This is a genomic window from Streptomyces malaysiensis subsp. malaysiensis, from assembly GCF_040653035.1.
Taxonomy (GTDB): domain Bacteria; phylum Actinomycetota; class Actinomycetes; order Streptomycetales; family Streptomycetaceae; genus Streptomyces; species Streptomyces malaysiensis.
In genome coordinates, this window is the sequence record NZ_JBEZNG010000011.1 from 99,367 (window position 1) to 123,023 (window position 23,657).

The following is a 23,657-nucleotide window of genomic DNA, read 5'->3' on the forward strand; positions in this document are numbered from 1 at the left end:
TGGGGTGGGCCCGATCAGTTGAGACTCTGGCCCATGTCGCCGCCGGTGTCACCGGCTCCGGCGGCGGCGCCTGTGTCACCGGCGCCCGCGTCGCCCGATCCCGCGTTACCCGATCCCGCGTTGCCCGATCCCGCGTTGCCCGCACCGGCGCCGCCCGCCGCGTCACCGGCGCCACCGGCCGCGTCACCGGCACCACCCGCCGCGTCGCCGCCACCGGCTCCGCCGTCGCCCGCGCCGATGACCGCGCCGGTGGCCTCCAGTGCGGCGGTCACCGGCTGGAAGAACGTCTCGCCGCCCTGGGCGCAGTCGCCGCTGCCACCGGAGGTCAGCCCGACCGCCGCGTCCTCGGCGAACATCGCACCGCCGCTGTCGCCGGGCTCGGCGCACACATCGGTCTGGATGAGGCCGTTGACGATGTCGCCGTTGCCGTAGTTCACCGTGGCGTTGAGACCGGTGACCGTGCCGTCGCTGACCCCGGTCGTGGAACCGGAGCGCTGCACCTTCAGGCCCACGCTCGCCTCGACGGCGCGCCCGATCTCCTGGGTGCTGCCGTTCTGGAGGTCGACCGTGCTGGACGCCTGGGTGGTGGCGTCGTCGTACATCACCAGCGCGAAGTCGCTCTCGGGGAACTGGGAGTCCTGCACCGTGCCCACCTGCTGGGCACCGGCCTGGTCCGAGCTCCAGGTCTGGGATTCGTTGCCACAGTGGCCGGCGGTCAGGAAGCCCGGGGCGCCGTCGACGCTGACGTTGAAGCCCAGCGAACAGCGGGCGCCCCCGCCGAAGATGGCATCGCCGCCGTCGAGCCCACCGGCCGCGGCGTCCCCGCCGCCACCGGCGTCACCCGCACCGCCCGTACCCGCGTCACCAGCACCGCCCACCGCGCCGGCACCAGCGTCGCCCGCGCCACCCGCCGCGCCCGCGTCACCCGCCGCGTCCCCGGCGCCCGTACCGCCGTTGTCGCCGTTGTCGCCGTTGTCGCCGTTGTCGCCGGGCTGGGCCGCTTCCCCGCCGTCGAACTTCTTGAACTCGCCCTGGCTGCGCTTGACGCTGACCGTGCCCTCCATCCGGCCGGTGGCCTTGGTCAGCGTGGCCCACTTGGCGCCGGTCACCGTCCGGTCGGCGGTCACCTGGACCTTGTTGGTGACCGGGTCGATCGACCAGGCGGTGCCGGGCACCGAGGCATCGCTGCTCAGCGTCTCGGTGGCGGCCTTCAGCTCGGCCATACTGTTCTGGACGACCTTCGCCACGGCGCCCTGGGCGCGGACGGACTCGGCGGAGTCCTGGTCCATCACATTCATGACCAGCTGGCGGTTCGCGCCGTCGTAGTACCAGCCCGCGCCGTTGTCACCGAGGTCAGAGGCGAGGCTCCGCGCGAGCTTCACGGCGGCCGGGGACGAGAAGGTCTTCGCGCCCGACGTCTCATCCGGGTTCGCGTTCGCGTTGGGCAGCAGAATGGCCGCTGCCCCGAGCGCGGCGATGGCGGCTCCGGAAATGGCGAGGGTCCGCTTGTTCACACGTCGGTGGCTCAACTCACTGACCTCCAGTCGGGGATGCGCGGCAGGCGGGTGCGGAGCACTTGTGCGTTCCGCCCCCGCCTCCGCGCGGGGCCACCACGTCGTACGAGGACGCGTCGCCCCGCTCTCACCCGTACTCAAGGTCTGATGAATGGCTGCGCCGAACGGTGCGGACGGGTAGGCTCCGCCGGTTCGGCCGACCGGCCCGGCTGCCGGGAGTGCCTACCCGCGCTCTGCGGCCTTGGCCTGTGCGCTCAGCTGCCACACCTCGCCGAGCGCCATCCGCTCCGCCTCGGCGGGGGAACCGCCGGTGTCCTCGAAGTGGTCGACATACGCGCCGATGAACTCCTGCCAGCGCTGGTTGGCCGGGTCCTCGTCCAGCGCCGCCATCGCGGCGGCGAAGTCCTCGCAGTCCACGAGGTGGAAGAGATGGCGCCCACTGCGCCAGATCCGCCAGTCGGTGATCCCGGCTCGTCGCAACGCCGCCAGCAGGTCCTCCGGGACCGTGGCGTGCGCCTGCTCATAACCGGACTCCTGGCCCTCCTTGAGAACCGAGTGCAACGCCACCCGCATCGACGCTCCTCCTTCTGCCGCGGCCGTTGCCGGGCGGCCGTGGCGGCCGCCCGTCAACGTCCCATCATGCAGCGCTCACTACTTCTGTTCGACGCGCACCCAGTCCACCTCCGCCTGCACTCCCCCGGCCGCGATGCGGTCGACGCTGGACTGCGGCAGGCCCCAGTAGGGGGTGGTGACCTTGTTCCATCCGGCGGGGTACGCCCCGCCCAGGGCGAGGTTGAGGATGACGTACTGGTTGTGGCTGAACACCCACTGGCCACGGGTGGATTCGAGCTTGTTGCGGCTCGTCTCCTGGACCACCCGGTCGTCGACGAGGAAGCGCATCCCGGTGGGTGTCCACTCCACCGCGTAGGTGTGCCACTGGTCGGCGCGGCCGCCGCCCTCGTAGACCTGGCGGGCGCCGATGTTGCCGTCCGCCGAATAGCCGGGGCCGTGCAGGGCGGTGCTGGTCCAGTCGCCGTAGCCGATGTTCTCCATGATGTCGGTCTCGCCGGAGGAGGGCCAGGACACCGACGGATTGTCCACATCGCTGCCCAGCAGCCAGAACGCGGGCCAGAACCCGTCGCCGACCGGCAGCTTCATCCGGGCACTGACCCGCCCGTAGGTGAAGTCCATCTTGGTGTTGGTGTCGATGCGTCCGGAGGTGAAGTCGTAGGTGCCGCCGCCCGCCTGGGTGCAGCCCTTGCAGTACTTCGCCCTGAGGACGAGGTTGCCGTTCTCGGTGCGGATGTTGTCGGGCGAGTCGACATACGCCTGTGACTCGCCGTTGACCGATCCCATCTCCTGGCCGGTCCGCACCACACGCCACTTGGAGCGGTCGAGCGAGGCGCCGGTGAAGTCGTCGAAGAACGTGGTGCGGTACGCCCCGGACTGTTCACCGGGGAGCGCGGGGTACGCGGCGGAGGCGCTCCCACCCGTGCCCCAGACCTGGAACTCATAGAGGGAGTAGCCGAATTGGGCGGTGGCCGGGGCCGGGTTGTAGAAGGAGCGGCGCTCCTTGCCGAGCATCCGCACATAGCGGCCGCTGGCGGGCTGCGACAGCTTCACGGTGTCATGGCGGCCCACCGCGTCGGCGGGGGACTTGACGTCCGCGCGGCGCGCGGCCACGTCGGCGGCGGAGGGCTGGTGGACCGTGCGCCAGTTGCGGTTGTCGTCGGACACCTGGAGCTGGTAGTCGACCGCGTAGGCGGCCTCCCAGTAGAGGTCGACGGTGTCGATGGTGGAGGTCGCGCCGAGGTCCACCGAGACCCAGCGGTCGGCGTTCCAGTCGCTGGACCAGCGGGTCTGGTCGTCCTTGAGATTGGCGGGCCAGCCGCCGTCGGTGACGAAGGCCGGTGAATTGCCCGCGTGCTGGTAGTAGTTGGAGTAGGCGGGGTGGTTCAGGGCGAGATTGGTCCGGCTGGTGGACGCGGGGGCGGGCTCGCCGCCGTAGACCTTGAACGAGTACAGCGAATAGCCGTAGGGCGTACCGCGCTCGATGCCACGCATCCGTACGTAGCGGCCGGTGACGTCCTGCGGATAGGTGTGGGCGGTGAGGGATCCTCCGGTACCGGCGTCCTCGGTGAAGAAGGGGGTCCAGTCGGTGCCGTTCTTCGACACCTCCAGGACATATCTCTTGCCGTAGGCGGCCTCCCAGTCCAGGACGACCCGGTCGATCCGGATGGTGGCGCCGAGGTCGACACGGATCCATGCGTCATTGGTGAACGGGCTGGCCCAGCGGGTGGACCCGTTGCCGTCGAAGGCCAGGCCCGGTCCGGTGCCGTCGTTCTCGCTGCCGGACGCGGTGACGGCGCCGGGGTTCGCGGCGTACGCGGCCGCCGCCCGGTCGGTGTCCCATGTCGCCTGGGCGGCGGCCGCGGTGGAGTGCGATGTGGGAGTGGCGAGGGCCGGGCCCGTGGACAGCAGTGCCACCGTGGCCAGGGTGGCGAGGGCGCTCAGCAGCGTGCGGGAGGTACGGGATGGCATGCGGCTCTCCTCGATGAGGTGGTGGGGGTGCGGGTGCGGTGCCGATGTGCCGTCGTGCCGTAGTGCCGTAGTGCTGACGTGCCGTCGTGTTTCCGTCGTGCCGTGGTGTTTCCGTCGTGCCGAGGTGCTTTGCGTGGTAGCTGTGTGGCGCGGGTGGGCTTTCCCCCTCCCCGCCCCTTCCCGTTACCAGGGGCTCCGCCCCTGGACCCCGAGGTCCGGCGCGGAGCCCCCAACGCGGCGGAACCGCAATCGACACCCCGGGAAGAGTCGAAGCCCCGCTCCGGGACCTGAGCCGGATGCCCCAGCTGCGGGCCCCGGGGCACGGGGTTTGGGGCGGAGCCCCGGTTACAGGGCCCAGGGCGGACGCCCCAGCTGCGGAGCCCAGGGCGGACGCCCCAGTTACGGGGGCTAGGGCGGAACCCCGGTTACAGGGCCTGGGACAGATGCCCCAGCTGCGGAGCCTGGGGCAGAGCCCCAGTTACGGGGCCCAGGGCGGATACCCCGGTTACGGGGCCTGGACAGATGCCCCAGTTGCGGGGCCTGAGGCAGAGCCCCGGTTACAGGGCCCAGGGCGGACGCCCCAGCTAAGGGGCCTGGACAGATGCCCCAGCTGCGGGGCCTAGGACGACGCCCCAGTTACGGGGCCTAGGACGGATACCCCAGTTACGGGGCCTGGGACGGAGCCCCAGTTACAGGGCCCAGTGCGGATACCCCAGTTACGGGGCCTGGGACAGAGCCCCGGTTGTGGGGCCTAGAGCGGATGCCCCAGCTGGGGGGCCTGGGGCAGAGCCCCGGTTACAGGGCCTGGGACGAATGCCCTGGTTACGGGGCCTGGGGCGGAGCCCCGGTTGTGGGGCCTGGGGCGGAGCCCCGGTTGTGGGGGCTGGGGCAGAGCCCCGGTTGTGGGGGCTGGGGCAGAGACCCAGCTGCGGGGGCTGGGGCGGAGCCTCAGTTGTGGGAAGGGGCGGGGAGGGGGCGAGTCCGGCGTAGGCGGCAGGCCCCCTTGGGTACCTGCTAGGCGGCGTGGCGGGCCCGGCCCCGGTGTTCGCGGATGATCTCCGCGTAGCGGTGGCCGGTCCCCTTGATGGTGCGGACCTGGGTGTCGTAGTCGACGTGGACGAGGCCGAAGCGCTTGTCGTAGCCGTAGGCCCACTCGAAGTTGTCGAGCAGCGACCAGGCGAAGTAGCCGGCCAGCGGGGCGCCCTTGGCGGCCGCCGAGGCGCACGCCGCGAGGTGCTGGACGAGGTAGTCCTGGCGCTCGGGGTCGTCCACGGTCCCGTCCGGGCGTACGACATCGGGGTAGGCGGAGCCGTTCTCGGTGACGTACAGCTTGCGGGCGCCGTATTCGTTGGTCAGCCGCAGCAGGAGGGTTTCGATACCGGTGGCGTCGATCTCCCAGTCCATGCCCGTGCGGGGGACGTCCGGGCGGCGGATGGCGCGGGCGTGCGGGGCCGGGCCGGTGGGGTCGTCGGTGACGGTGGCCGGGAAGTAGTAGTTCAGGCCCAGCCAGTCCAGGGGCGCGGCGATGGTCTCCAGGTCGCCGGGGCGCTCGGGCAGTTCGACCCCGTACACCTCGCGCATGTCCGCGGGGAAGCCGCGGCCGTGGACCGGGTCCAGCCACCAGCGGTTGGTGTGGCCGTCCTCGCGCCGCGCGGCCGCCTGGTCCTCCGGCCGGTCGCTGGCGGCCTCGACGGTGTTGAGGTTGTTGACGATGCCGACCTCGGCGCCTGGCGCCGCGGCCCGGATCGCCTGGGCGGCCAGGCCGTGGCCGAGCAGCAGGTGGTACGAGGCGCGGACCGCCGCGGTGAGATCCGTGAACCCGGGCGCCATCACACCCTGGAGGTGGCCGATCCAGGCGGAGCACAGCGGCTCGTTGAGGGTGGTCCAGTGGTGCACCCGGTCGCCGAGGCGTTCGGCCACCACCGAGGCGTACGCGGCGAAGTGCTCCGCGGTGTCGCGCTCGGGCCAGCCGCCCCGGTCCTGGAGCACCTGGGGCAGGTCCCAGTGGTACAGGGTGACGGACGGGGTGATGCCCGCCTCCAGCAGGCCGTCGATCAGCTGGTCGTAGAAGGCCAGGCCCTTGGCGTTGACCGGCCCGTCGCCGCCGGGGACCACCCGTGGCCAGGCGATGGACAGCCGGTAGGCATTGGTGCCCAGCCGTTTCATCAGCCCGATGTCCTCACGCCAGCGGTGGTAGTGGTCGCAGGCCACATCGCCGTGGTCATCGCCCGCGATCTTGCCGGGGGTGTGCGAGAAGGTGTCCCAGATCGAGGGCGACCGTCCGTCCTCGGCGACGGCTCCCTCGACCTGGTAGGCGGAGGTGGCCGTGCCCCACAGGAAGTCGTGCGGGAGGGCTGTGAGGTCCAGGAGTTCGGACACGTACGTCCTTTCGGAGGTGGGGAGGCCGGTCACTTCACGGCTCCGGCGGTGAGTCCGGCGACGAGGTAGCGCTGGAGGAGCAGGAAGCCCGCGACCACGGGGACACTGACGACGAGCGAGGCGGCCATGACCTGGTTCCAGTACACCTCGGTCTGGGTGGCGTAGCCCTGGAGGCCGACGGCGAGGGTGCGGGTGGTGTCATTGGTCATCACGGACGCGAAGAGCACCTCGCCCCAGGCGGTCATGAACGCGTAGACGGCGACGGCGACGATGCCGGGGATCGCGGCCGGGACGACGACCCGGAACAGCGCGCCGAGCGGTCCGCAGCCGTCCACCATCGCCGCCTCGTCCAGATCGCGCGGCACCGAGTCGAAGTACCCGATGAGCATCCAGATCGAGAACGGCAGCGAGAAGGTGAGATAGGTGAGGATGAGGCCGCCCCGGGAGCCGAAGAGGGCGATACCGGTGGCGTTGCCGATGTTCACGTAGATGAGGAACAGCGGCAGCAGGAAGAGGATCCCGGGGAACATCTGGGTGGACAGGACGGTGACGGTGAACACCCGCTTGCCCCGGAAGCGGTACCGGCTGACCGCGTACGCGGCGAAGACGGCGATCACCACCGAGCACACGGTGGCCGCGCCCGCCACGATGACCGAGTTCACGAAGTAGTCGGCGAGCGGGACGGTGGACCAGATGTCGATGTAGGGGCGGATGGTCAGCCCGCTCGGCAGCCAGCGGAACGTGCCCGACACGTCCTGGAGCGGCTTCAGGGAGCTGGACACCATCACATACACCGGCAGCAGCACGAAGCCCGTGAGCAGGGTGAGGAAGATCCGGCGGGCCCAGAGGAAGGACCGGGGCGCGGCCATCGGCGAGCGGGGCGGCCCCTGGGAAGCACTAGACATCGGCCGTCTTCCTTCGTCGGGAGGTCAGCAGCAGGTATCCGCCCGTCACCACGAGCAGGAAGAGCAGCAACAGGACGGACATCGCGGAGCCGGTGCCGAAGTTCCAGGTGGCGAACGTCGTCTGGTAGACGTGGATCGAGATGAGGTCCGCGGCCTCCGGCGCCGCCTTGCCGAACAGCACATACGGGGTGTTGAAGTCGTTGAACGTCCACAGGAACAGCACCAGCACCAGCACCTGGTTGACCGGGGCCAGCGAGGGCAGGGTGATGCGGCGGATCTGCTGCCACATCCCGGCGCCGTCGAGGGCGGCGGCCTCGTAGAGCTCCTTGGGGATGTTCTGGAGACCGGCCATGACGACGAGGAACGCGAACGGCCAGCCCTTCCACACCGATACGGTCAGCAGCGCGATGAAGCTGTTGTCGCCGATCAGCCAGAACGAGGGCTTGTCGGTGAGGCCCAGCTGGTCGTGGAGGACGTGGTTCACCAGCCCGTTGTCGTGCTGGAACATGAACGCCCAGGTGATGACGGCGGCGTAGACCGGCAGCGCGTAGGGGACCAGGAACAGGGCGCGCAGCAGGCCCCGTCCGCGGAAGGTGTCCTGGAGGAAGATGGCGGTGGCGGTGCCGAGCAGCCAGCACAGCCCGACCGACAGCACGGTGAAACCGCAGGTGACCCAGAACGAGTGGAGCAGCGCCTCACCGGCAGGCGCGTTGAAGTCCACCGAGATCTTGTAGTTGTCGAATCCGGACCAGGGGGCGGCGCCCCAGTCCCGGATGGAGAACCGGGTGAGCGCCTTGAAGCTCATCAGGATGCCCATCACCATCGGCACCAGATGGACCAGGAGCTCGAGGACCAGGGCGGGCAGAAGCAGCAGGTACGGCAGTCCGATGCGACGGATCCGCCCGGGGCGGCGCGGGCCTCGCGCCGCCCCGGGGGTGCTCCCCGCCGACTCCGTCCGCCCGTCTGTCTTGGCGGTAGCGGTCGTGGTGGTCATGGGGTGTCCGCACTCACTTCGCCGGCATCTGCTGCTGGGCCTTCTCCAGCTTGGCCTTCACCGATTCGGTGGTCACCGGGCGTCCGGCGGCGGCGTCCGCGAACAGCTCCTTGACGGCCGTACCGACGGACGTCTCGAACTGCGACTCGTCGGCCACCTGCGGCAGCGCCTCGGCGCTCTTGGCGAGGGTGTCCCGCAGGGCGGCCGTCGCCTGGGTGTTGAACGCGGAGTCGGACTGGGCGGCCTTGACCGGCGGGATGGAGCCGTACGCCTTGTTGAGGGTCTTCTGCTCGGCGTCGCTGGTCATGAACTTCACGAACTTCAGGGCACCGTCGTGGTTGTCGGTGTTCTTGAAGACGGCCAGGTTGATGCCGGCGACCATGGAGTTGACGGAGGTGCCGGTGCCGGGGGTGCCGGAGCGGACGGGCGCCGGGGCCACGCCCCACTCGTCGTCCTTCATGCCCAGTGAGGTGAGGGTGGCGGAGGCGGTCTGCCACAGGATCATCGCCGTCTTGCCCTTGGCGAAGTCGCTCAGGGACTGGTTCTGCGCGTACTCGGCGTTCCCCGGGGCGATGATCTTGTCCTTGGCCATCAGGTCGACGTAGTCCTTGATCGCGGCGACCGCGCCCTCGGAGGTGAAGTCGGGCTTGCCGTCCGCGGTGAAGAAGTCCGCACCGTGCTGCTTGGCGAAGACGAAGACCTGGTGGATGTTCTCCGAGAGGTTGGCGCCCTCGGCGCCGAGGCCCCACTTGCCGTCCTTGGAGATCTTCTTGCCGTCGGCGACCAGTTCGTCCCAGGTGGCGGGCGGCTTGGAGATGCCCGCGTCGGCGAACATCTTCTTGTTGTAGTAGAGCGCGTACGCCATCGAGTACAGCGGCACCGCGGCCGGGTCCTCGCCCTTCACACCGGTCGAGCCGAGGGCGGAGTCCACGAAGCGGTCCTTGCCGCCGATGGAGTCGAAGTTCTTGTCGTCCCACGGCAGCAGCGCGCCGGACGCCTGAAGGGAGGCGCTCCAGGTGTTGCCGATGTTCAGGACGTCGGGGCCCTGACCGGAGGTGGTGGCGGTGAGGATCCGGTTCAGCAGCTCCGACCAGGGAATGACCTCGAGCTTCACTCTGATCCCGGTCTGTTTCTCGAACTTGTCGAGTTCGGGCTTCAGGACCTTCTTGTCCACCGTGATGCTGGCGCCCTGGTTGGAGGCCCAGTAGGTGAGCGTCTTGGGCGAGTCGTTGGATCCGCCGCCGCCAGCCGTCGAGGAACCGCCTCCGCAGGCCGAGACGGCGAGGGCGAGTGACAAGGTGACGGCGCCTATGGCCGCGACTCGGATGCTGCGCATGGCTCCTGGTGTCCCTTCCGGGAGTGGTAAATGCCAAGAAGGGCCACGGGCGCGCCAACCGCGTTCAACTCCCGAAACCGCTCACGGCTTAATTTAGGACGTGAGTTAAACCTCAAGAGAAGGTCGCGTCAAGAGATCCGGCGGAGGTATCTTGCGGCGCGGAGCGGCGAGTTGAGGAGGCCAGGTGGCAGAGCAGAACGGCCGTACGGTGCGTGACCTGCGGCGGGAGAACCGGGCCGCCGTGCTGCGCCGGCTGTATTTCGACGGGCCGATGAGCCGCTTCTCGCTCGCCCCCGCGACCGGGTTGAGTTCAGGTTCCATCAGCAACGTGGTCGCCGAGCTCCTCGCCGAGGGGCTGGTGGAGGAGGCCGGAAGCGTCGACTCCGACGGCGGCCGCCCGCGTACCCTGCTGCGGATCACCCCGCACAGCGGCCATATGATCGGGGTCGATGTCGGCGAGACGCGGGTCCGCGTCGAGCTGTTCGATCTCTCGCTCGCGGAGCGGGCCAGCGCCGACCGGCCACTGCCCACACGCGGGGACGGGCACCGGGACCGCTACGACAGCCGGCTGATCGCGGGCCATATCCGCGACGGTATCGCCGAGGTCCTGGACACGGCCGGACTCACCCCCGAGCGGATACTCGGCGTCGGCATCGGCGTGCCCGGCATCGTCGAACACTCCGCGGAGGACGGTGCGGTGGTGCACTGCCAGCCGATCGGCTGGGAGGCGGTTCCGCTGGAGCGGATGCTGCGCGGACCGGGCGATCTCCCCGAGGAAATTCCGTACTTCATCGAGAACGGCGCCAAGACGCTGGGGCAGGCCGAGATGTGGTTCGGCGCCGGGCGCGGTGCGCGTAACGCGGTGGTCGTGCTCTTCGGTTCGGGCGTCGGCGCCTGCGTCGTCACCGAGGAGGTGGAGCGCGGCCGGGCGGTGGAGTGGGGCCATCTCACGGTGCGGGTGCGGGGCCGCCGGTGCCGCTGCGGGGCGCTGGGCTGTCTGGAGGCGTACGCGGGCGCCGAAGCGCTGCTGGAGCGCTGGCAGGAGGCGGGCGGGCAGCCGCCGTCCGACACCGACGAGGAGACCGCCCTGACGGCGATGCTGGCCGCCGCCTACCCCCCGGACGGGGCCGCCCCGGACCCGGTGGCGGCCGCCGTCCTGGCCGAGACCGCGGAGTACCTGGGCGCGGGACTGTCCGACCTGATCAACCTCTTCCAGCCCGAGCGCATCCTCGTCGGCGGCTGGGCCGGTCTCCAGCTCGGCGCGCGCTTCCTGGACTCGGTGCGCCACCACGCGCTGTCCTACGCGTTGCCGTACCCCTCCGGACGCGTCGGCATCGACCTGGGCGCGCTGGGGCCGGACGCGGTGACGGTGGGCGCCGCGATCCTGCCGCTGGCCGCCTTCTTCGCACGCGGCGGGCGCCATCTGCCGCCCAGCCCCTCGCCGGAGCCGTCCCCCGCGTGGCGCACCACCCTGGGCACACGGCTGGCGTAGCGGCAGCGCATACGGCCCGCGCGGGGGCTGCGTACACGGCCCGCGCGGGGGCTGCGTACACGGTCCGCGCAGGGGCCATGCACACGGCTGGCGCAGCGGCTACGCACACGCCCCGCGCAGGGGCTACGCCGACTCCCGTACCACCAGCTCCGGTTCGAAGAGGACCGAGGCCGGCTCGTCGCGCAGGCCCCGGATGTGCTCGTCGAGCAGCCGGGCCATGGCCGCCGCCATGTCCTCCACCGGCTGGCGGACCGTGGTGAGCGGCGGGCGGCAGGTGGCGGCCACGCTGGAGTCGTCGAAGCCGACGACGGCGACATCGCCGGGCACCCTTCGGCCGCGCTCCCTCAGCACCTGGCAGACCCCCTGGGCCATCAGGTCGTTGGCGGCGAACACGCCCTCCAGATCGGGGTGTTCGGCGAGCAGCCCGGTCATCGCCGCCACCCCGCTGTCCAGGGTGAAGCCGCCCTCGGCCACCGGCACATACGGATGGCCACCGCGGGCCATGGTGTCGCGGAACCCGGCGAGCCGCTCCTGGCTCGCCGCCACCGCCCACGGCCCCGACACGGTGGCCACCTTCCGGCACCCCCGGGCCAGCAGGCGCTCGGCCGCGAGGCGGCCACCGTCCCAGTGGGCCAGGTCCACATGGCTGAGCGCGACCGGCCGTACGGGCCGGGCGAACAGCACGGCGGGCAGTCCGGCGTCGGCCAGCAGGGCGGGCAGCGGATCGTCGGGGTGGGTGGACACCACGAGCGCCCCGTCCGCGTTTCCCTGCCGCAGATACCTCAGCACTTCCCCTCTGGCCTCGGGGGACTCGGCGAACATCAGCACCGGGTGTGTCGCGCGCGGCCGCAGAAAACCCACCACGCCACCGACCACCCGGCCGAAGAACGGATCGGCGAACACCCGCGCGGCGAAGGCGTTCTGCTCCTGCTCCGAGGTGTCCCCGGCCCCGGAGACGACGAGCGCCACGGTGCCCGTGCGGCGGGTCACCAGCGATCTGGCCGCCCGGTTGGGCGCGTATCCGGTCCTCTCGATCGCCAGACGGACCAGGTCCTGGATGGCCGGATCCACATTGCGGACGCCGTTGACGACCCGGGACACGGTCGCCCGGGAGACACCGGCCTCCCGGGCGACATCCTCCAAGGTCGGGGCCTGTCGGTTCATGCCCGCACCCTAGTGGCAGCGCGCGCCGAGGGCATAGAGCGCTCTCCCGACTCCACCGGGGTGCGCATGGGCGTGCTCCGGCCGGCCATGGATCAGCGGTAGACGCCGAACTCGTAGAGCGAGTAGCCGTAGCCGGTGCCGCGCGCGGTGCCGTGGACACGGACGTAGCGTCCGGTGCCGGAGACGTCGAAGTCGTCGACACCGCCGTTGCCGTCGGTCACCTCGCGGACGCTGCGCCAGTTCTGGCCGTCGTCGGAGGTCTGGATGGTGTACGCCTTGGCGTAGGCGGCCTCCCAGACCAGCTGGACATGGGTGAAGGGGGTGGACGCGCCGAGGTCCACCTGGAGCCACTGCGGATCGCTCCAGTCGGCGGCCCAGCGGGTGTCCGCCTTGCCGTCCACGGCGTTGGCGGGGGTGCAGGGGCAGTCGCCGCCGCCCGTCTGGTACGAGGATGCGGTGGCCGTCTTGCCGAGGGCCACATTGGTGCCGTTCACGGCGGGCGGGACGACCCGTACGGAGCGGGTCTCGATGCCCACGTTGCCCCTGCCGTCGGTGGCCTTGACGTAGACCTTCCACACACCGGGGCGGTCCGGCGCGGTGACCTTCAGCCGGCCGCCGCCGAGGTCGGTGGCGGGCAGCGGGATGAGGCCCTTGTCCTTGTCGAGGTACATCGTGCTGCCCAGCACCTGGTAGGAGATGGCGTCGCCGTCGGGGTCGGTGGCCTTGACCGTGAGGTTCAGATCACGGCCGGCCTCCACCTTGGCCGGGTCGCCGTCCACGGCCAGCGAGGAGATGACCGGCGGGGTGTTGTCGCGTGAGGTGTCCGCGCCGTACGCCTTCTTCACCGCGTAGTACGACAGCCGCTTCTGGCCCGCGGGCAGCAGATTGAACCAGACGCCGCCGAAGTCGTCCTCGGTGCCGTAGTGGAACATCGTGGCGCCGAGCGCCACGCCCTTGTGGCCGGTGACGCAGTTCCACGCCTTGGTGTAGCCCTCGGCCTTGGCCTGGTCGGTGGGCTCCTCCGGCACCCCGTTGGCGTCGTCGGGGACCTCCCACTCCCCCGCCGGTCCGGTTTCGGTGACGATGTACGGCTTGGTGTAACCGCCCTGCTCCCAGGTGGCCTTGATATCGCAGACGGCGTTGTAGGAGTTGACGGCGTAGAGGTCGAGGTCCGGGGCGTTCTTCCGGTAGTACGGCCAGGCGCCGGTCCATGCGTCGGTGGAGGTGACCGGGTGGTCGGGGTCGACACCGTGGATCTTCTTGGCGATGTCGTTGACGAACGTGGTGTAGGCGTCGCGCTGCCGCTCCAGCTCATCGCCGCTGTAGCAGTTCTGGAGGCCGAGCACCGACTCGTTGCCGACGTTCCACATCAGCACGCCCGGGTGGTCCTTGTACGTGGCGACCCACTTGGGGAACTCGGCGAGCATCTGGTCCTTGTAGGCGGTGTCCGTCCGGTAGTTCACACAGCCGCCGCTGCCCGGACCGCCACCGGGCTGGAGCCAGAAACCGGCGATCACCTTGACGCCGTTGGCGGCGGCGGAGTCGAAGAGGGGTTTGCTGGTGGCGTCGGTGCCCCAGGTGCGGATGGTGTTGACGCCCATCGACTTCAGATCGGGCATATAGCGTCCGGCGTCCGCGATGGCGGGGCCCCAGGTCAGGCCCTTGATCTGATACGGCTGGCCATCCACGGTCAGCCGCCAGTCGCCCTGGGCGCCGGTCACCTTGACGACGCTTCCGGCGGCGTGTGCCTGCTGGCCGGGCAGCGCGAGGGCACCGGCGGCCAGCAGCCCGGCGGTGAGGGGCGCCGCGATACGGCGTGGAGCGGTACGGGTCCGGGTCATGGTGGTGTCTTTCGGTGTGTCGGGGGGGTGGGGGTGCGTACGGCCCGGCCGCCACGGTGTGCGCGGCGGCCGGGCCGTACGTGTCACGGCAGTTCGTAGTTCTCGTCGAGGGCCGCTCCGGCCTCGGGGTGGGTCTGGTCGTAGCCGCGGGCGTCGCACTGGAGCGCCCCGACGACGCAGTGATCGACGAGCGCCTTGAGCGTGGGCGCGTCCCAGGCGTTGAAGAAGTCGTAGTGGAACGACCAACTGGGGCCGCTGGCCAGCCTCGCCTTGGAGAGGTCACCGTTGACCGGGAAGGCCATCTTGAACTCGATCATCGGCAGTGCGACCGGGTGGTCGGCCGGGCACACGTTGTTGTTGGTGCCGGGGTTGACCACGGGGTACGCCATATGGCTGCGGTGGTCGGGGGTGTCCAGGTACTTCCCGTCCCAGCAACTGGGCGCCTGGAAACGGATGTTGAGCTGGACCTCGGGCCGACTCGGGCAGTCCTTGGGGAACTCGATGTTGAAGAAGCTGTCGCCGCACTCCCAGCCCTCGACGAAGCCGGGGTGGTGGCGGAACTCCTCGGCGCTCTGCATCGGGTCGCCCACCACGAAGCGCAGCCCCCTCGGGAACGGCCGCACACTGGTGTAGTCGGTCACGCCCGCCTTGTAGTAGATGGTCTGCGGGCCGATGGGCAGCACCGGCTTGTCGCCGTTGGACAGCGTGGGCATCCAGTAGCCCGACTTGTCCCCCGGCGCCTTGCAGGTGGTGCGGCCGGCCTCGAGGGAGGCCGTGGTGCTGGCCGCGTCGGTGGTGGTGTTGCCCATGAAGGTGTGGTCATGGGACGCGCCCGGCTGCTGCGGATACACGATGGGGTCGTCCGCCTTGGTGTGGCTCACCGAGCAGTTGGCCTGGAACTCGTGGAAGTAGCGGTGGGGCGGCTCCTTGGTGGACGGTGTGACGCCGGTGACCGGCGGATTCGCGGGGATGTAGCCGTCGCCGTCCGGGTCCTCGGGTGAGGAGGCGGACGACGCCGCCATGGTGTGCCCGGCGTGGGCCGCCGTGACACCGGCGCCCGCGGACTTCGCCGGGGGCGTTTCGGCGCTCATCGCGATACCACCGAGCCCGAGCGAGGTCAGCAGCAGCGCGCCTGTGATCAGAGTGGTTGAAACGATCTTCGATCTCCGTGCCATGGGGACTCCTGCCACATGGAGAGGGTGAAGGTGGCCAGGCGGCCGTGCACGGCGAGGATTCGCGGCGCCGTGGGTGCGGGCCGGGCCGCCCGCATGACGGACCGTCAAAGGCCCGTGACAACAATTGGAGAGCGCTCTCCGAGATGGGAGTGTCCGGGCGGGGACGTGAAGGTGTCAAGGCACCGAACGGAAAGGATCGGACGCCGACTCCCCTAACCTCTTGAACACAACGACCTTGGACGCGCGACTCCGCGAATCTCCCCCAAGTGCGCCCGAACCACCGGATTTACCAGGTCAATTGGCGCTCAAAAGGCAACAAGATGTAAGGACTACGGTCACAACTCTTGACGAGTCATTCACATGGCTGAAGCATGCGACGGCAAGAGAGCGCTCCCTCACCCCCCATCCCGTTCATTTACTGAACCAGGAGAGACGCCCCCATGACACCTTCCCCCACGCCCTCCTCCTCCGGCCGCCCCGCGGTCGGCCGCAGGGCGGTACTCGGCGCCGCGGCCGCCGTCGCATCGGCCCCCGCCCTCGCCGGGCTGTCCACTCCCGCCTCCGCCGCGCCCGCGGGCCGGAGCAAGAGCCCGCGGGCCCTGCCGGGCGGCGGCGACCTCGGCCCGAATGTCATTGTCTTCGACCCGTCCACGGCCGGTATCCAGGCCAAGCTGGACGAGGTGTTCAAGAAGCAGGAGTCGGCGCAGTTCGGCACCGGGCGCTACGCCCTGCTGTTCAAGCCCGGCAGCTATAGCGGGCTCAACGCCCAGATCGGCTTCTACACCTCCATCGCCGGGCTGGGGCTGTCCCCCGATGACACCACCATCAACGGCGACATCACGGTGGACGCCGGGTGGTTCAACGGCAATGCCACCCAGAACTTCTGGCGTTCGGCGGAGAACCTCGCGGTCGTACCGGTCAACGGCACCAACCGCTGGGCGGTGGCGCAGGCGGCGCCCTTCCGGCGGATGCATGTGCGCGGCGGGCTGAACCTCGCCCCCAACGGCTACGGCTGGGCGAGCGGCGGTTACATCGCGGACAGCCGTATCGACGGCGAGGTCGGGCCGTACTCCCAGCAGCAGTGGTACACCCGCGACAGCGCGATCGGCAGCTGGCTCAACGGCGTGTGGAACATGGTGTTCTCGGGTGTGGAGGGCGCGCCGGGCCAGAGCTTCCCCAACCCGCCGTACACCACGCTGAACAACACCCCCATCTCCCGGGAGAAGCCCTTCCTGTACCTCAACGGGAACGAGTACCGGGTCTTCCTGCCCGAGAAGCGGACCGACGCCCGCGGCGTCACCTGGGGCAACGGCACCCCCAGAGGCACCTCGCTCCCGCTGTCGCAGTTCTACGTGGCCAAGCCCGGTGTCACCGCGGCCACCCTCAACGAGGCGCTCACCCAGGGGCTCCATCTGCTGTTCACCCCGGGCATCTACCACCTCGACCGGACGATCCAGGTGAACCGGGCGAACACCGTCGTCCTCGGGCTCGGCTACGCCACCCTCATCCCCGACAACGGCGTCACCGCGATGAAGGTGGCCGATGTGGACGGGGTGCGGCTGGCCGGTTTCCTCATCGACGCCGGGCCGGTCAACTCCGCCACCCTGCTGGAGGTCGGTCCGCAGGGCGCCTCCGCCGACCACTCGGCCAACCCCACCACCGTCCAGGATGTGTTCATCCGCATCGGCGGCGCGGGCCCCGGCAAGGCCACCACCTGCATGGTCATCAACAGCCGTCACACCATCGTGGACCACACCTGGGTCTGGCGGGCCGACCACGGTGACGGGGTCGGCTGGGAGACCAACCGCTCCGACTACGGGGTCCGGGTCAACGGCGACGATGTGCTCGCCACGGGTCTTTTCGTGGAGCACTTCAACAAGTACGACGTGGAGTGGTACGGGCAGCGCGGCCGCACCATCTTCTTCCAGAACGAGAAGGCGTACGACGCCCCGAACCAGGCGGCCATCCAGAACGGCTCCATCAAGGGCTACGCGGCCTACAAGGTGGCGGACTCGGTGACCACGCACGAGGGATGGGGGCTCGGCAGCTACTGCTACTACAACGTCGACCCGAGCATCGTGCAGCACCACGGCTTCGCCGCCCCGAACAACTCCGGGGTGAAGTTCCACAATCTGCTGGTCGTCTCGCTCGGCGGCCAAGGCCAGTACGAGCGCGTCATCAATGACACCGGATCTCCCACCTCGGGCACCTCCACCGTGCCGTCCACCGTGGTGTCATATCCCTGATCTACGATGCCTCGCGGGAGTCGGTGCCCCCGGTGAACCGCCCCTCGAAGAGCCGAACGCCCAGGAAGGACCACCACGCCATGGCGACCACCCCCGTGCGCGACCGTTCCACGATCATGGTGCTCAATGGACCGAACCTGAACCTCCTGGGCCGCCGGCAACCCGAGATCTACGGCACCGACACCCTGGCCGACATCGAGAAGCTGGTCGCCGAGACGGCCGCGCCGCACGGTCTGACGACCGACTGCCGGCAGAGCAATCACGAGGGGCAGCTGATCGACTGGATCCATGAGGCCCGGGAGCGCCACGCGGCGATCATCATCAACCCCGCGGGCTACTCCCACACCTCCGTCGCCCTGCGCGACGCCCTGGCGATCTGCGACGGTCTGCCGATCATGGAGGTGCATATCTCCAACATCCACCAGCGGGAGACGTTCCGGCACCACTCCTATGTCTCCGCGCTGGCCAACGGGGTGATCGCCGGATGCGGTGTCCAGGGCTACGCCTTCGCCGTCGAGCGGGTGGCCGCCCTGCGGGCCGCCGCCAAGGCGTGAGCGCGCCGGACCTCAGGCCCTGATCACGCGGACACCGGCCTCGGTGTACGGAGCGACCAGCTCCTCATCGGCGCCGGTGTCCGTGATCAGCACATCGATCTCGTCCAGCGCGCAGATCCGGGCGAACGCCCGGCGGCCCAGCTTGGAGCTGTCGGCCACGACCACCACCCGGGCGGCCCGGCCCGCCATCAGATGGTTGATGCTGGCCTCCCCCTCATGGTGGGCGGTCGCGCCCTGGTCCGCGTCCACCGCGTCCACGCCGAGGATCGCCAGATCCAGCGACACCTGGGCCAGCACCCCGGTGGCCAGCGGCCCCATCAGCTCGAAGGACTGTGGCCGGGCCACCCCGCCGGTGAGCACGATCTTGACCTGGGGGCGCACCGCCAGCTCACTGGCGATGTTCAGGGCGTTGGTGACGATCGTGACGGCCGGGCCGCCGCCCGTGGTGGACAGATCCCCGCGCGTGGAGATCGCGCGGGCGACCTCGGTGGTGGTCGTTCCGCCGTTGAGGCCCACGATCGAGCCCGGTTCGGCCATCCGGGCCGCGGCGGCCGCGATCCGCTGCTTCTCCGAGGCGCGCCGGGCGGTCTTGTAGCGCAGCGGAAGGTCGTACGAGAGGTTGTGCGCGACCGCGCCGCCCCGGGTACGGGTCAGCATCTGCTGCTGAGCGAGTTCATCCAGGTCGCGCCGGATGGTCGCGGCGGACACCGCCAGCTCGGCGGCCGCCTCCTCGACATCGATCCTGCCGTCCCTGGTCAGCAGATCCAGCAGGGCGTTCCAGCGCTCGGGCCGTTTCACGTCGATCACCCTACCCCGTACACACATCGGCTCTGGACTTCCGTGCGTGATTCTGCGCATTATCGGCTCGTACGAAACAACTCCGAGCATTCGAGCTGTCGGGGTCATCCGACGAGGGGAGTCCCATGAGCCACACCGAGGCCGAGATAGCGAGCCAGCCCGACTGCTGGCGGCGCGCCATCGCCCTGGCCCGGGATCCGGAGGGGCCCGTAGCGGCGGCGCTGCCCGGGGCGGGTGAGCGGGTCGCCGTCGTCGGCTGCGGCACCTCCTGGTTCATCGCCCAGTCGTACGCGGCGCTGCGCGAGGCGGCGGGCCACGGCGAGACGGACGCGTTCGCGGCGTCGGAGATGCCGGCCGGCCGCGCCTACGACCGGGTGCTCGCGCTGTCCAGGTCCGGCACCACGACCGAGGTGCTGGAGCTGCTGGGCGCGGTGCGCGGCCGGGTGCCCACCACCGTCGTCACGGCGGTCCCCGACTCCCCGGTCGTGGCCGCGGCGGACGCAGCGGTCGTGCTCGACTTCGCCGATGAGCGTTCGGTGGTGCAGACCCGTTGGGCCACCAGCGAACTCGCCCTGCTCCGCGCCCATTTGGGCGCGCCACTGGAGCATCTGGAGGCGGATGGCCGGGCGGCGCTCGCCGAGCCGCTGCCCGGGGAGCTCGTGACGGCCGGGCAGTTCACCTTCCTCGGACGGGGCTGGACCTACGGGGTCGCCCAGGAGGCCGCGCTCAAGATGCGCGAGGCGGCAGGGGCGTGGACCGAGGCGTATCCGGCCAAGGAGTACCGGCACGGCCCGATCAGCGTGACCGGCCCGCGCAGCGCGGTGTGGTGGCTGGGCGAGGGGGTCTCGGACGTGGCGGACGAGGAGATCACCCGCACCGGTGGCCGGGTCGCCGGCTACGGCCGGGATCCGCTCGCGGAGCTGGTGGTGGTGCAGCGGCTCGCGGTGGCGATCGCGGCGGAGCGCGGGCTGGACCCCGACGAGCCGCGCCATCTCACCCGCTCGGTGATCCTCGGGGGAACGGGGACGGGCGCATGACGGATACGGCCGGAGCACGGGAACGGGTGGAAGGAGCCGGTTGATGCCACTGGTGGCCACCGGGGAGATCGTCGGGACGGCCGCGCGGGCCGGGCTCGGCGCGGGTGCGTTCAATGTCATCCAGATCGAGCACGCCCAGGCGATCGTGGCCGGGGCGGAGGCGGCGGGCGCGCCGGTGATCCTCCAGATCAGCGAGAACGCGGTGCGGTATCACGGCGCCCTGGCCGCCATCGGGCGGGCGACCGTGGAGGTGGCCCGCGCGGCGCGGGTGCCGGTGGCCGTGCATCTGGACCACGCCACCGGGCCGGAGCTGGTACGGGAGGCGGTGGATCTTGGCTTCGGCTCGGTGATGTTCGACGCCTCGGCCCTGGACTACGACGGCAATGTGGCGGCGACGGCCGGGGTGACGGCCGACTGCCATGCCCACGGGGTGTGGGTGGAGGCCGAGTTGGGCGAGGTGGGCGGCAAGGACGGCGTCCACGCACCGGGGGCCAGGACCGACCCGGCCGAGGCCGCCGCCTATGTGGCGGCCACGGGTGTGGACGCGCTCGCGGTCGCGGTGGGCACCTCGCACGCCATGGTCGTCAAGGCCGCGGTGGTGGATCTGTCGCTGGTGGCGGCGTTGCGCACGGCCGTGCCCGTACCGCTGGTGCTGCACGGCTCCTCCGGGGTGCCCGAGGCCGATCTGACCCGGGCGGTGGAGGCGGGGCTGACGAAGGTGAACATCGCCACCCATCTGAACGTGGCCTACACCCGGGCGATCCGCGACCATCTCACCGCCGATCCCGATGTGGTCGACCCGCGACGGTATGTCGCGGCCGCGCGTGACGCGGTGGCGCGCGAGGTGACCCGGCTGCTGAAACTGGTCCGGGCCACGCACTGAGAGCACCTGCCGGAAGCTGTTCCCAACGCAGTCGATTCACGCGGCAATGAGTATCGGAATTCTGCGGGCCGGGCGTATTGACATGAGCTTATCAACTCGTCCAGGATGCCCCCGACGAGGTTAGGAAAGGTTCCTAACAAAGGGGTGTCCTATGCGCAAGCGTTTAGCTTTCGTGCTCGCCGCGACCGGTCTGCTGGCCGGGTCCGTCACCGCCGGCGCCCATGCCAACACCCGGGGTCCCGCACCGGCCCCCGCGTCCACCAAGGAGGGCACGGTCACCGCGGCGCAGCTGCTCGCCAAGGTGCAGGGCTGTTCACAGATATCCAGTGGCAAGTACCGCACCGACGAGGAGACTTCGGCGACCATCCCGGTCTGCGGCGCCAATGGGGCGGTCTTCTGGAAGGCCGACATGGACATCGACTGCGATGGCCAGGTGACCTCCCGGTGCAACGGGGACACCGACCCGTGGTTCCAGGACGACACCGCCTTCCACCAGTCGGACGGCAAGCCCCTGATCGCCGACAAGCTGCCGTATGTCGTGGTGCCGAGCCCCAGCTCCACCTGGGACTACCGCCAGGCCGGTATCAAGGGCGGCGGTGTGGTCGCGGTCATCTACAACAACAAGGTCGAGTACGCGGTGGTGGGCGACACCGGGCCGACGGCGATCATCGGTGAGGCGTCCTACGCCACGGCCGGCGCGCTCGGCATCGACCCCGACCCGGAGACCGGCGGCACCGAATCGGGGGTGACGTACATCCTCTTCAAGAACTCCTCCGTCTCCCCCATCGAGAACCACGACAAGGCCGTATCGGTCGGCGACGGGCTGGCGAAGCAGTTCGTCCAGAGCAACTGACCCCGCCGCCACCGGCGGCGACCGCACTGTGGTGCACGGCCGTCGGCGGCCGTGCGCCACAGTCGTCGCGCCGCCGAGCGGCGGCTTCCCCCGGGCGCGGCCGGAGGGTGGAGCCGATGACTTTTCCCCGGCCGGGCGGTCTTCATCGGTGAACGCCACGACAGGAGGTGGACGTTGGCCGGTCCCGAGCCCGAGAACCCGCCCACGCTGTCCCCGGCCGTGCTGGTCCTGGACCAGCCGGTCACCCGCGCCGAGGTGGAGCGGCTGTGCGAACGGCTGAGCGCGCTGGCGCGCCGGGCCGGTCCAGGGCCGGTCACCGTGGATGTGGGCGGGGTGGGCCGGCCGGACCTGGCCGTGGTCGAGGCCCTGGCCCGGCTGCGGCTGACCGCCGGCCGGCTGGGGTGCCGGATCCAGCTCCGCAACGCCCGCGGCGAGCTGCGACGGCTGCTCGCCTGGACGGGGCTGGACGAGGCCCTGGCCGCCCCCGCCGCGTTAGACGGCGTCCTCGGAGCCGAGCGAGGCGGGGAGGCCGAACAGCGGGAAGAGGCGCTCGGTGTCGAGGAAGGAGTTGAGCCCGGTGATCCGGCCCCTTGATATCTCCAGGACCTGGAGCGCCCAGGGCTCATGGCGGCCGTCGGCGCCCCCCGGACGGTACTGGCCGAAGGCGGGCATGCCGTTGGCCACCGTGGGGACCAGACGTGAGCCGCGGCACCCGATGCCATGGCCCAGCAGCCACTGGCGGATGTCCTCGTGGCCGCGCAGCCACAGCTCGTACGGCGGCATGGAGAGCGTGGCGTCCTCGTGCAGCAGGGCGGTGAGGGAGTCCAGGTCATAGCGCTCGAAGGCGTCCACATAGCGGGCCAGCAGCGCGCGCTGCTCCTCGTCAAGCGGCTTGACCGGGTCGGTGTCGCTGATCTCGCTCGCGGCGAGGGTGGCCCGGGCGCGCTGCAAGGCGCTGTTGACAGACGCGACGGTGGTGCCCAGCAGCTCGGCGACCTCGCTCGCCTTCCACGCCAGCACCTCGCGCAGGATCAGCACCGCCCGCTGGCGGGGCGCCAGATGCTGGAGCGCGGCGATGAACGCGAGCCGCACCGCGTCCCGCTGGGCGGCCACCTCGGCGGGGTCTCCCCCGTCGGGCAGCACCTGGCCGTCCGGGACCGGCCCGATCCAGGTGGCCTCCGGCTGCTCGGCGAGCGCGGCCGGGAACGGGGTGGCCGCGGAGGTCAGGTCCATGGGGCGGGCCCGCCGCTTGCTCCCGTTGAGCATGTCCAGGCACACATTGGTGGCGATGCGGTAGAGCCATGACCGCAGCGCGGACCGGCCCTCGAAGCGGTCCAGCCCCCGCCAGGCGCGCACCATCGTCTCCTGAACGGCGTCCTCGGCCTCGAAGGCCGAGCCCAGCATCCGATAGCAGTAACCGGTCAGCTGCGTGCGGTACGGCTCCAGCTGGAGCTCCACACCGGTCGCGCCGTCCACCGCCGCCACATCACTCATCGCCGCACCTCATCGCTTCATCGCTCTTCGGACTCCCATGGCCGCCAAACTAGCGGGCACCACTGACAACGGCGCCGACCTGCGGAAACGACAGACGGCTCGGGTCCCAGGACGGATGCTCAGGGCATCGGTCGGGCACTGACCGTGGCGGCGTGCACCTGATGCCCACCGCTGGCGATCATCCGCACCTCCGCACGGTCGCTGATCTCGGCCCGCACGATGCCGGTGTCGTCCACGTACACGGGATGCCCGCCCGGACCACTGGTGTCCGTACGGTGCACCACCACCACGTCCTCGGCCCCCGGGTCCGGGGCGGTCGTATCCACGAAGACCAGCTCATACCGCTCTCGGCTCCGCATCACGCCCTCCTCCGCACCGACCCGCCCCCGCCATCTCAAACCGGGACAATCAACACTATCGCTCGGGCCGGGCGGCGCAAGAGGTTCGGGGC

General features: G+C 70.5%; 20 protein-coding genes. 7 read left to right on the forward strand and 13 right to left on the reverse strand.

Going from position 1 to position 23,657, the window contains the following annotated elements; genetic code table 11:
- Positions 1 to 14 precede the first annotated feature (14 nt).
- The 7 genes from AB0E24_RS22875 to AB0E24_RS22905 all read right to left on the reverse strand — a co-directional run bounded on the left by AB0E24_RS22875 (position 15) and on the right by AB0E24_RS22905 (position 9,669).
- Positions 15 to 1,514 carry a S1 family peptidase gene (locus tag AB0E24_RS22875; RefSeq protein WP_359379455.1) on the reverse strand — a complete coding sequence of 500 codons (1,500 nt, stop codon included), beginning with the start codon at positions 1,512 to 1,514 and terminating at the stop codon, positions 15 to 17.
- A 222-nt stretch (positions 1,515 to 1,736) separates the two neighbouring features.
- Positions 1,737 to 2,087 (reverse strand): L-rhamnose mutarotase, encoded by a 351-nt coding sequence (locus AB0E24_RS22880; RefSeq protein WP_100805333.1) that lies wholly within the window; start codon positions 2,085 to 2,087, stop codon positions 1,737 to 1,739.
- Positions 2,088 to 2,165: 78 nt separating this feature from the next.
- Complete coding sequence (locus tag AB0E24_RS22885; protein WP_359379459.1) at positions 2,166 to 4,055, reverse strand: discoidin domain-containing protein; 1,890 nt, start codon at positions 4,053 to 4,055, stop codon at positions 2,166 to 2,168.
- A gap of 1,014 nt (positions 4,056 to 5,069) precedes the next feature.
- Positions 5,070 to 6,434 carry a GH1 family beta-glucosidase gene (locus AB0E24_RS22890; RefSeq protein WP_359379462.1) on the reverse strand — a complete coding sequence of 455 codons (1,365 nt, stop codon included), beginning with the start codon at positions 6,432 to 6,434 and terminating at the stop codon, positions 5,070 to 5,072.
- Positions 6,435 to 6,463: 29 nt separating this feature from the next.
- Positions 6,464 to 7,339, reverse strand: coding sequence for a carbohydrate ABC transporter permease (locus AB0E24_RS22895; protein WP_079152759.1), 876 nt, complete (start codon positions 7,337 to 7,339; stop codon positions 6,464 to 6,466).
- A complete protein-coding gene (locus tag AB0E24_RS22900) occupies positions 7,332 to 8,333 on the reverse strand; it encodes a carbohydrate ABC transporter permease (RefSeq protein WP_069860501.1) in 1,002 nt (333 codons plus the stop codon). Before AB0E24_RS22900 ends, AB0E24_RS22895 begins: the two co-directional genes overlap by 8 nt.
- A gap of 13 nt (positions 8,334 to 8,346) precedes the next feature.
- The gene (locus AB0E24_RS22905) at positions 8,347 to 9,669 is read right to left on the reverse strand and encodes an ABC transporter substrate-binding protein (protein ID WP_102936525.1); all 1,323 of its coding nucleotides are present in this window, start codon (positions 9,667 to 9,669) and stop codon (positions 8,347 to 8,349) included.
- 184 nt (positions 9,670 to 9,853) lie between these two features.
- Between AB0E24_RS22905 and AB0E24_RS22910 the strand changes: the two genes are divergently transcribed.
- Positions 9,854 to 11,161, forward strand: coding sequence for an ROK family transcriptional regulator (locus AB0E24_RS22910; RefSeq protein WP_251770944.1), 1,308 nt, complete (start codon positions 9,854 to 9,856; stop codon positions 11,159 to 11,161).
- Positions 11,162 to 11,284: 123 nt separating this feature from the next.
- Here the strand turns inward: AB0E24_RS22910 and AB0E24_RS22915 are convergent, their stop codons facing one another.
- The 3 genes from AB0E24_RS22915 to AB0E24_RS22925 all read right to left on the reverse strand — a co-directional run bounded on the left by AB0E24_RS22915 (position 11,285) and on the right by AB0E24_RS22925 (position 15,341).
- Complete coding sequence (locus AB0E24_RS22915; RefSeq protein ID WP_069860498.1) at positions 11,285 to 12,325, reverse strand: LacI family DNA-binding transcriptional regulator; 1,041 nt, start codon at positions 12,323 to 12,325, stop codon at positions 11,285 to 11,287.
- A gap of 92 nt (positions 12,326 to 12,417) precedes the next feature.
- Positions 12,418 to 14,166, reverse strand: a complete 1,749-nt coding sequence (locus AB0E24_RS22920) for a discoidin domain-containing protein (protein ID WP_359379466.1) — start codon at positions 14,164 to 14,166, stop codon at positions 12,418 to 12,420.
- A gap of 83 nt (positions 14,167 to 14,249) precedes the next feature.
- Positions 14,250 to 15,341, reverse strand: a complete 1,092-nt coding sequence (locus tag AB0E24_RS22925; protein WP_102936528.1) for a DUF1996 domain-containing protein — start codon at positions 15,339 to 15,341, stop codon at positions 14,250 to 14,252.
- A 440-nt stretch (positions 15,342 to 15,781) separates the two neighbouring features.
- Between AB0E24_RS22925 and AB0E24_RS22930 the strand changes: the two genes are divergently transcribed.
- Both AB0E24_RS22930 and aroQ read left to right on the forward strand, forming a co-directional pair.
- Complete coding sequence (locus AB0E24_RS22930) at positions 15,782 to 17,587, forward strand: pectate lyase-like domain-containing protein (protein WP_093702698.1); 1,806 nt, start codon at positions 15,782 to 15,784, stop codon at positions 17,585 to 17,587.
- Between the two features lie 80 nt (positions 17,588 to 17,667).
- Positions 17,668 to 18,141: a type II 3-dehydroquinate dehydratase gene (gene aroQ, locus AB0E24_RS22935; RefSeq protein WP_079260006.1), complete on the forward strand. Its 474-nt coding sequence runs from the start codon at positions 17,668 to 17,670 to the stop codon at positions 18,139 to 18,141.
- A gap of 12 nt (positions 18,142 to 18,153) precedes the next feature.
- Here aroQ and AB0E24_RS22940 read toward each other — a convergent pair whose 3' ends face one another.
- Positions 18,154 to 18,939, reverse strand: a complete 786-nt coding sequence (locus AB0E24_RS22940; RefSeq protein WP_069860802.1) for a DeoR/GlpR family DNA-binding transcription regulator — start codon at positions 18,937 to 18,939, stop codon at positions 18,154 to 18,156.
- Between the two features lie 125 nt (positions 18,940 to 19,064).
- Here AB0E24_RS22940 and AB0E24_RS22945 point away from each other — a divergent pair, with 125 nt between their 5' ends.
- The 4 genes from AB0E24_RS22945 to AB0E24_RS22960 all read left to right on the forward strand — a co-directional run bounded on the left by AB0E24_RS22945 (position 19,065) and on the right by AB0E24_RS22960 (position 22,306).
- Positions 19,065 to 19,976, forward strand: coding sequence for an SIS domain-containing protein (locus tag AB0E24_RS22945; protein WP_359379469.1), 912 nt, complete (start codon positions 19,065 to 19,067; stop codon positions 19,974 to 19,976).
- A gap of 43 nt (positions 19,977 to 20,019) precedes the next feature.
- Positions 20,020 to 20,859 (forward strand): class II fructose-bisphosphate aldolase, encoded by an 840-nt coding sequence (locus AB0E24_RS22950; RefSeq protein ID WP_069860492.1) that lies wholly within the window; start codon positions 20,020 to 20,022, stop codon positions 20,857 to 20,859.
- A gap of 151 nt (positions 20,860 to 21,010) precedes the next feature.
- On the forward strand, positions 21,011 to 21,712 hold the full coding sequence (locus tag AB0E24_RS22955) for a glycoside hydrolase family 75 protein (RefSeq protein WP_069860491.1): 702 nt from the start codon (positions 21,011 to 21,013) through the stop codon (positions 21,710 to 21,712).
- Between the two features lie 174 nt (positions 21,713 to 21,886).
- Complete coding sequence (locus AB0E24_RS22960) at positions 21,887 to 22,306, forward strand: STAS domain-containing protein (RefSeq protein ID WP_079260003.1); 420 nt, start codon at positions 21,887 to 21,889, stop codon at positions 22,304 to 22,306.
- On the opposite strand, the gene AB0E24_RS22965 is transcribed toward AB0E24_RS22960, so the two are convergent.
- On the reverse strand, positions 22,205 to 23,206 hold the full coding sequence (locus AB0E24_RS22965) for a sigma-70 family RNA polymerase sigma factor (protein ID WP_359379472.1): 1,002 nt from the start codon (positions 23,204 to 23,206) through the stop codon (positions 22,205 to 22,207). The genes AB0E24_RS22960 and AB0E24_RS22965 overlap by 102 nt on opposite strands.
- 119 nt (positions 23,207 to 23,325) lie before the next feature.
- Positions 23,326 to 23,565, reverse strand: coding sequence for a DUF6296 family protein (locus tag AB0E24_RS22970; RefSeq protein ID WP_069860488.1), 240 nt, complete (start codon positions 23,563 to 23,565; stop codon positions 23,326 to 23,328).
- Positions 23,566 to 23,657 lie beyond the last annotated feature (92 nt).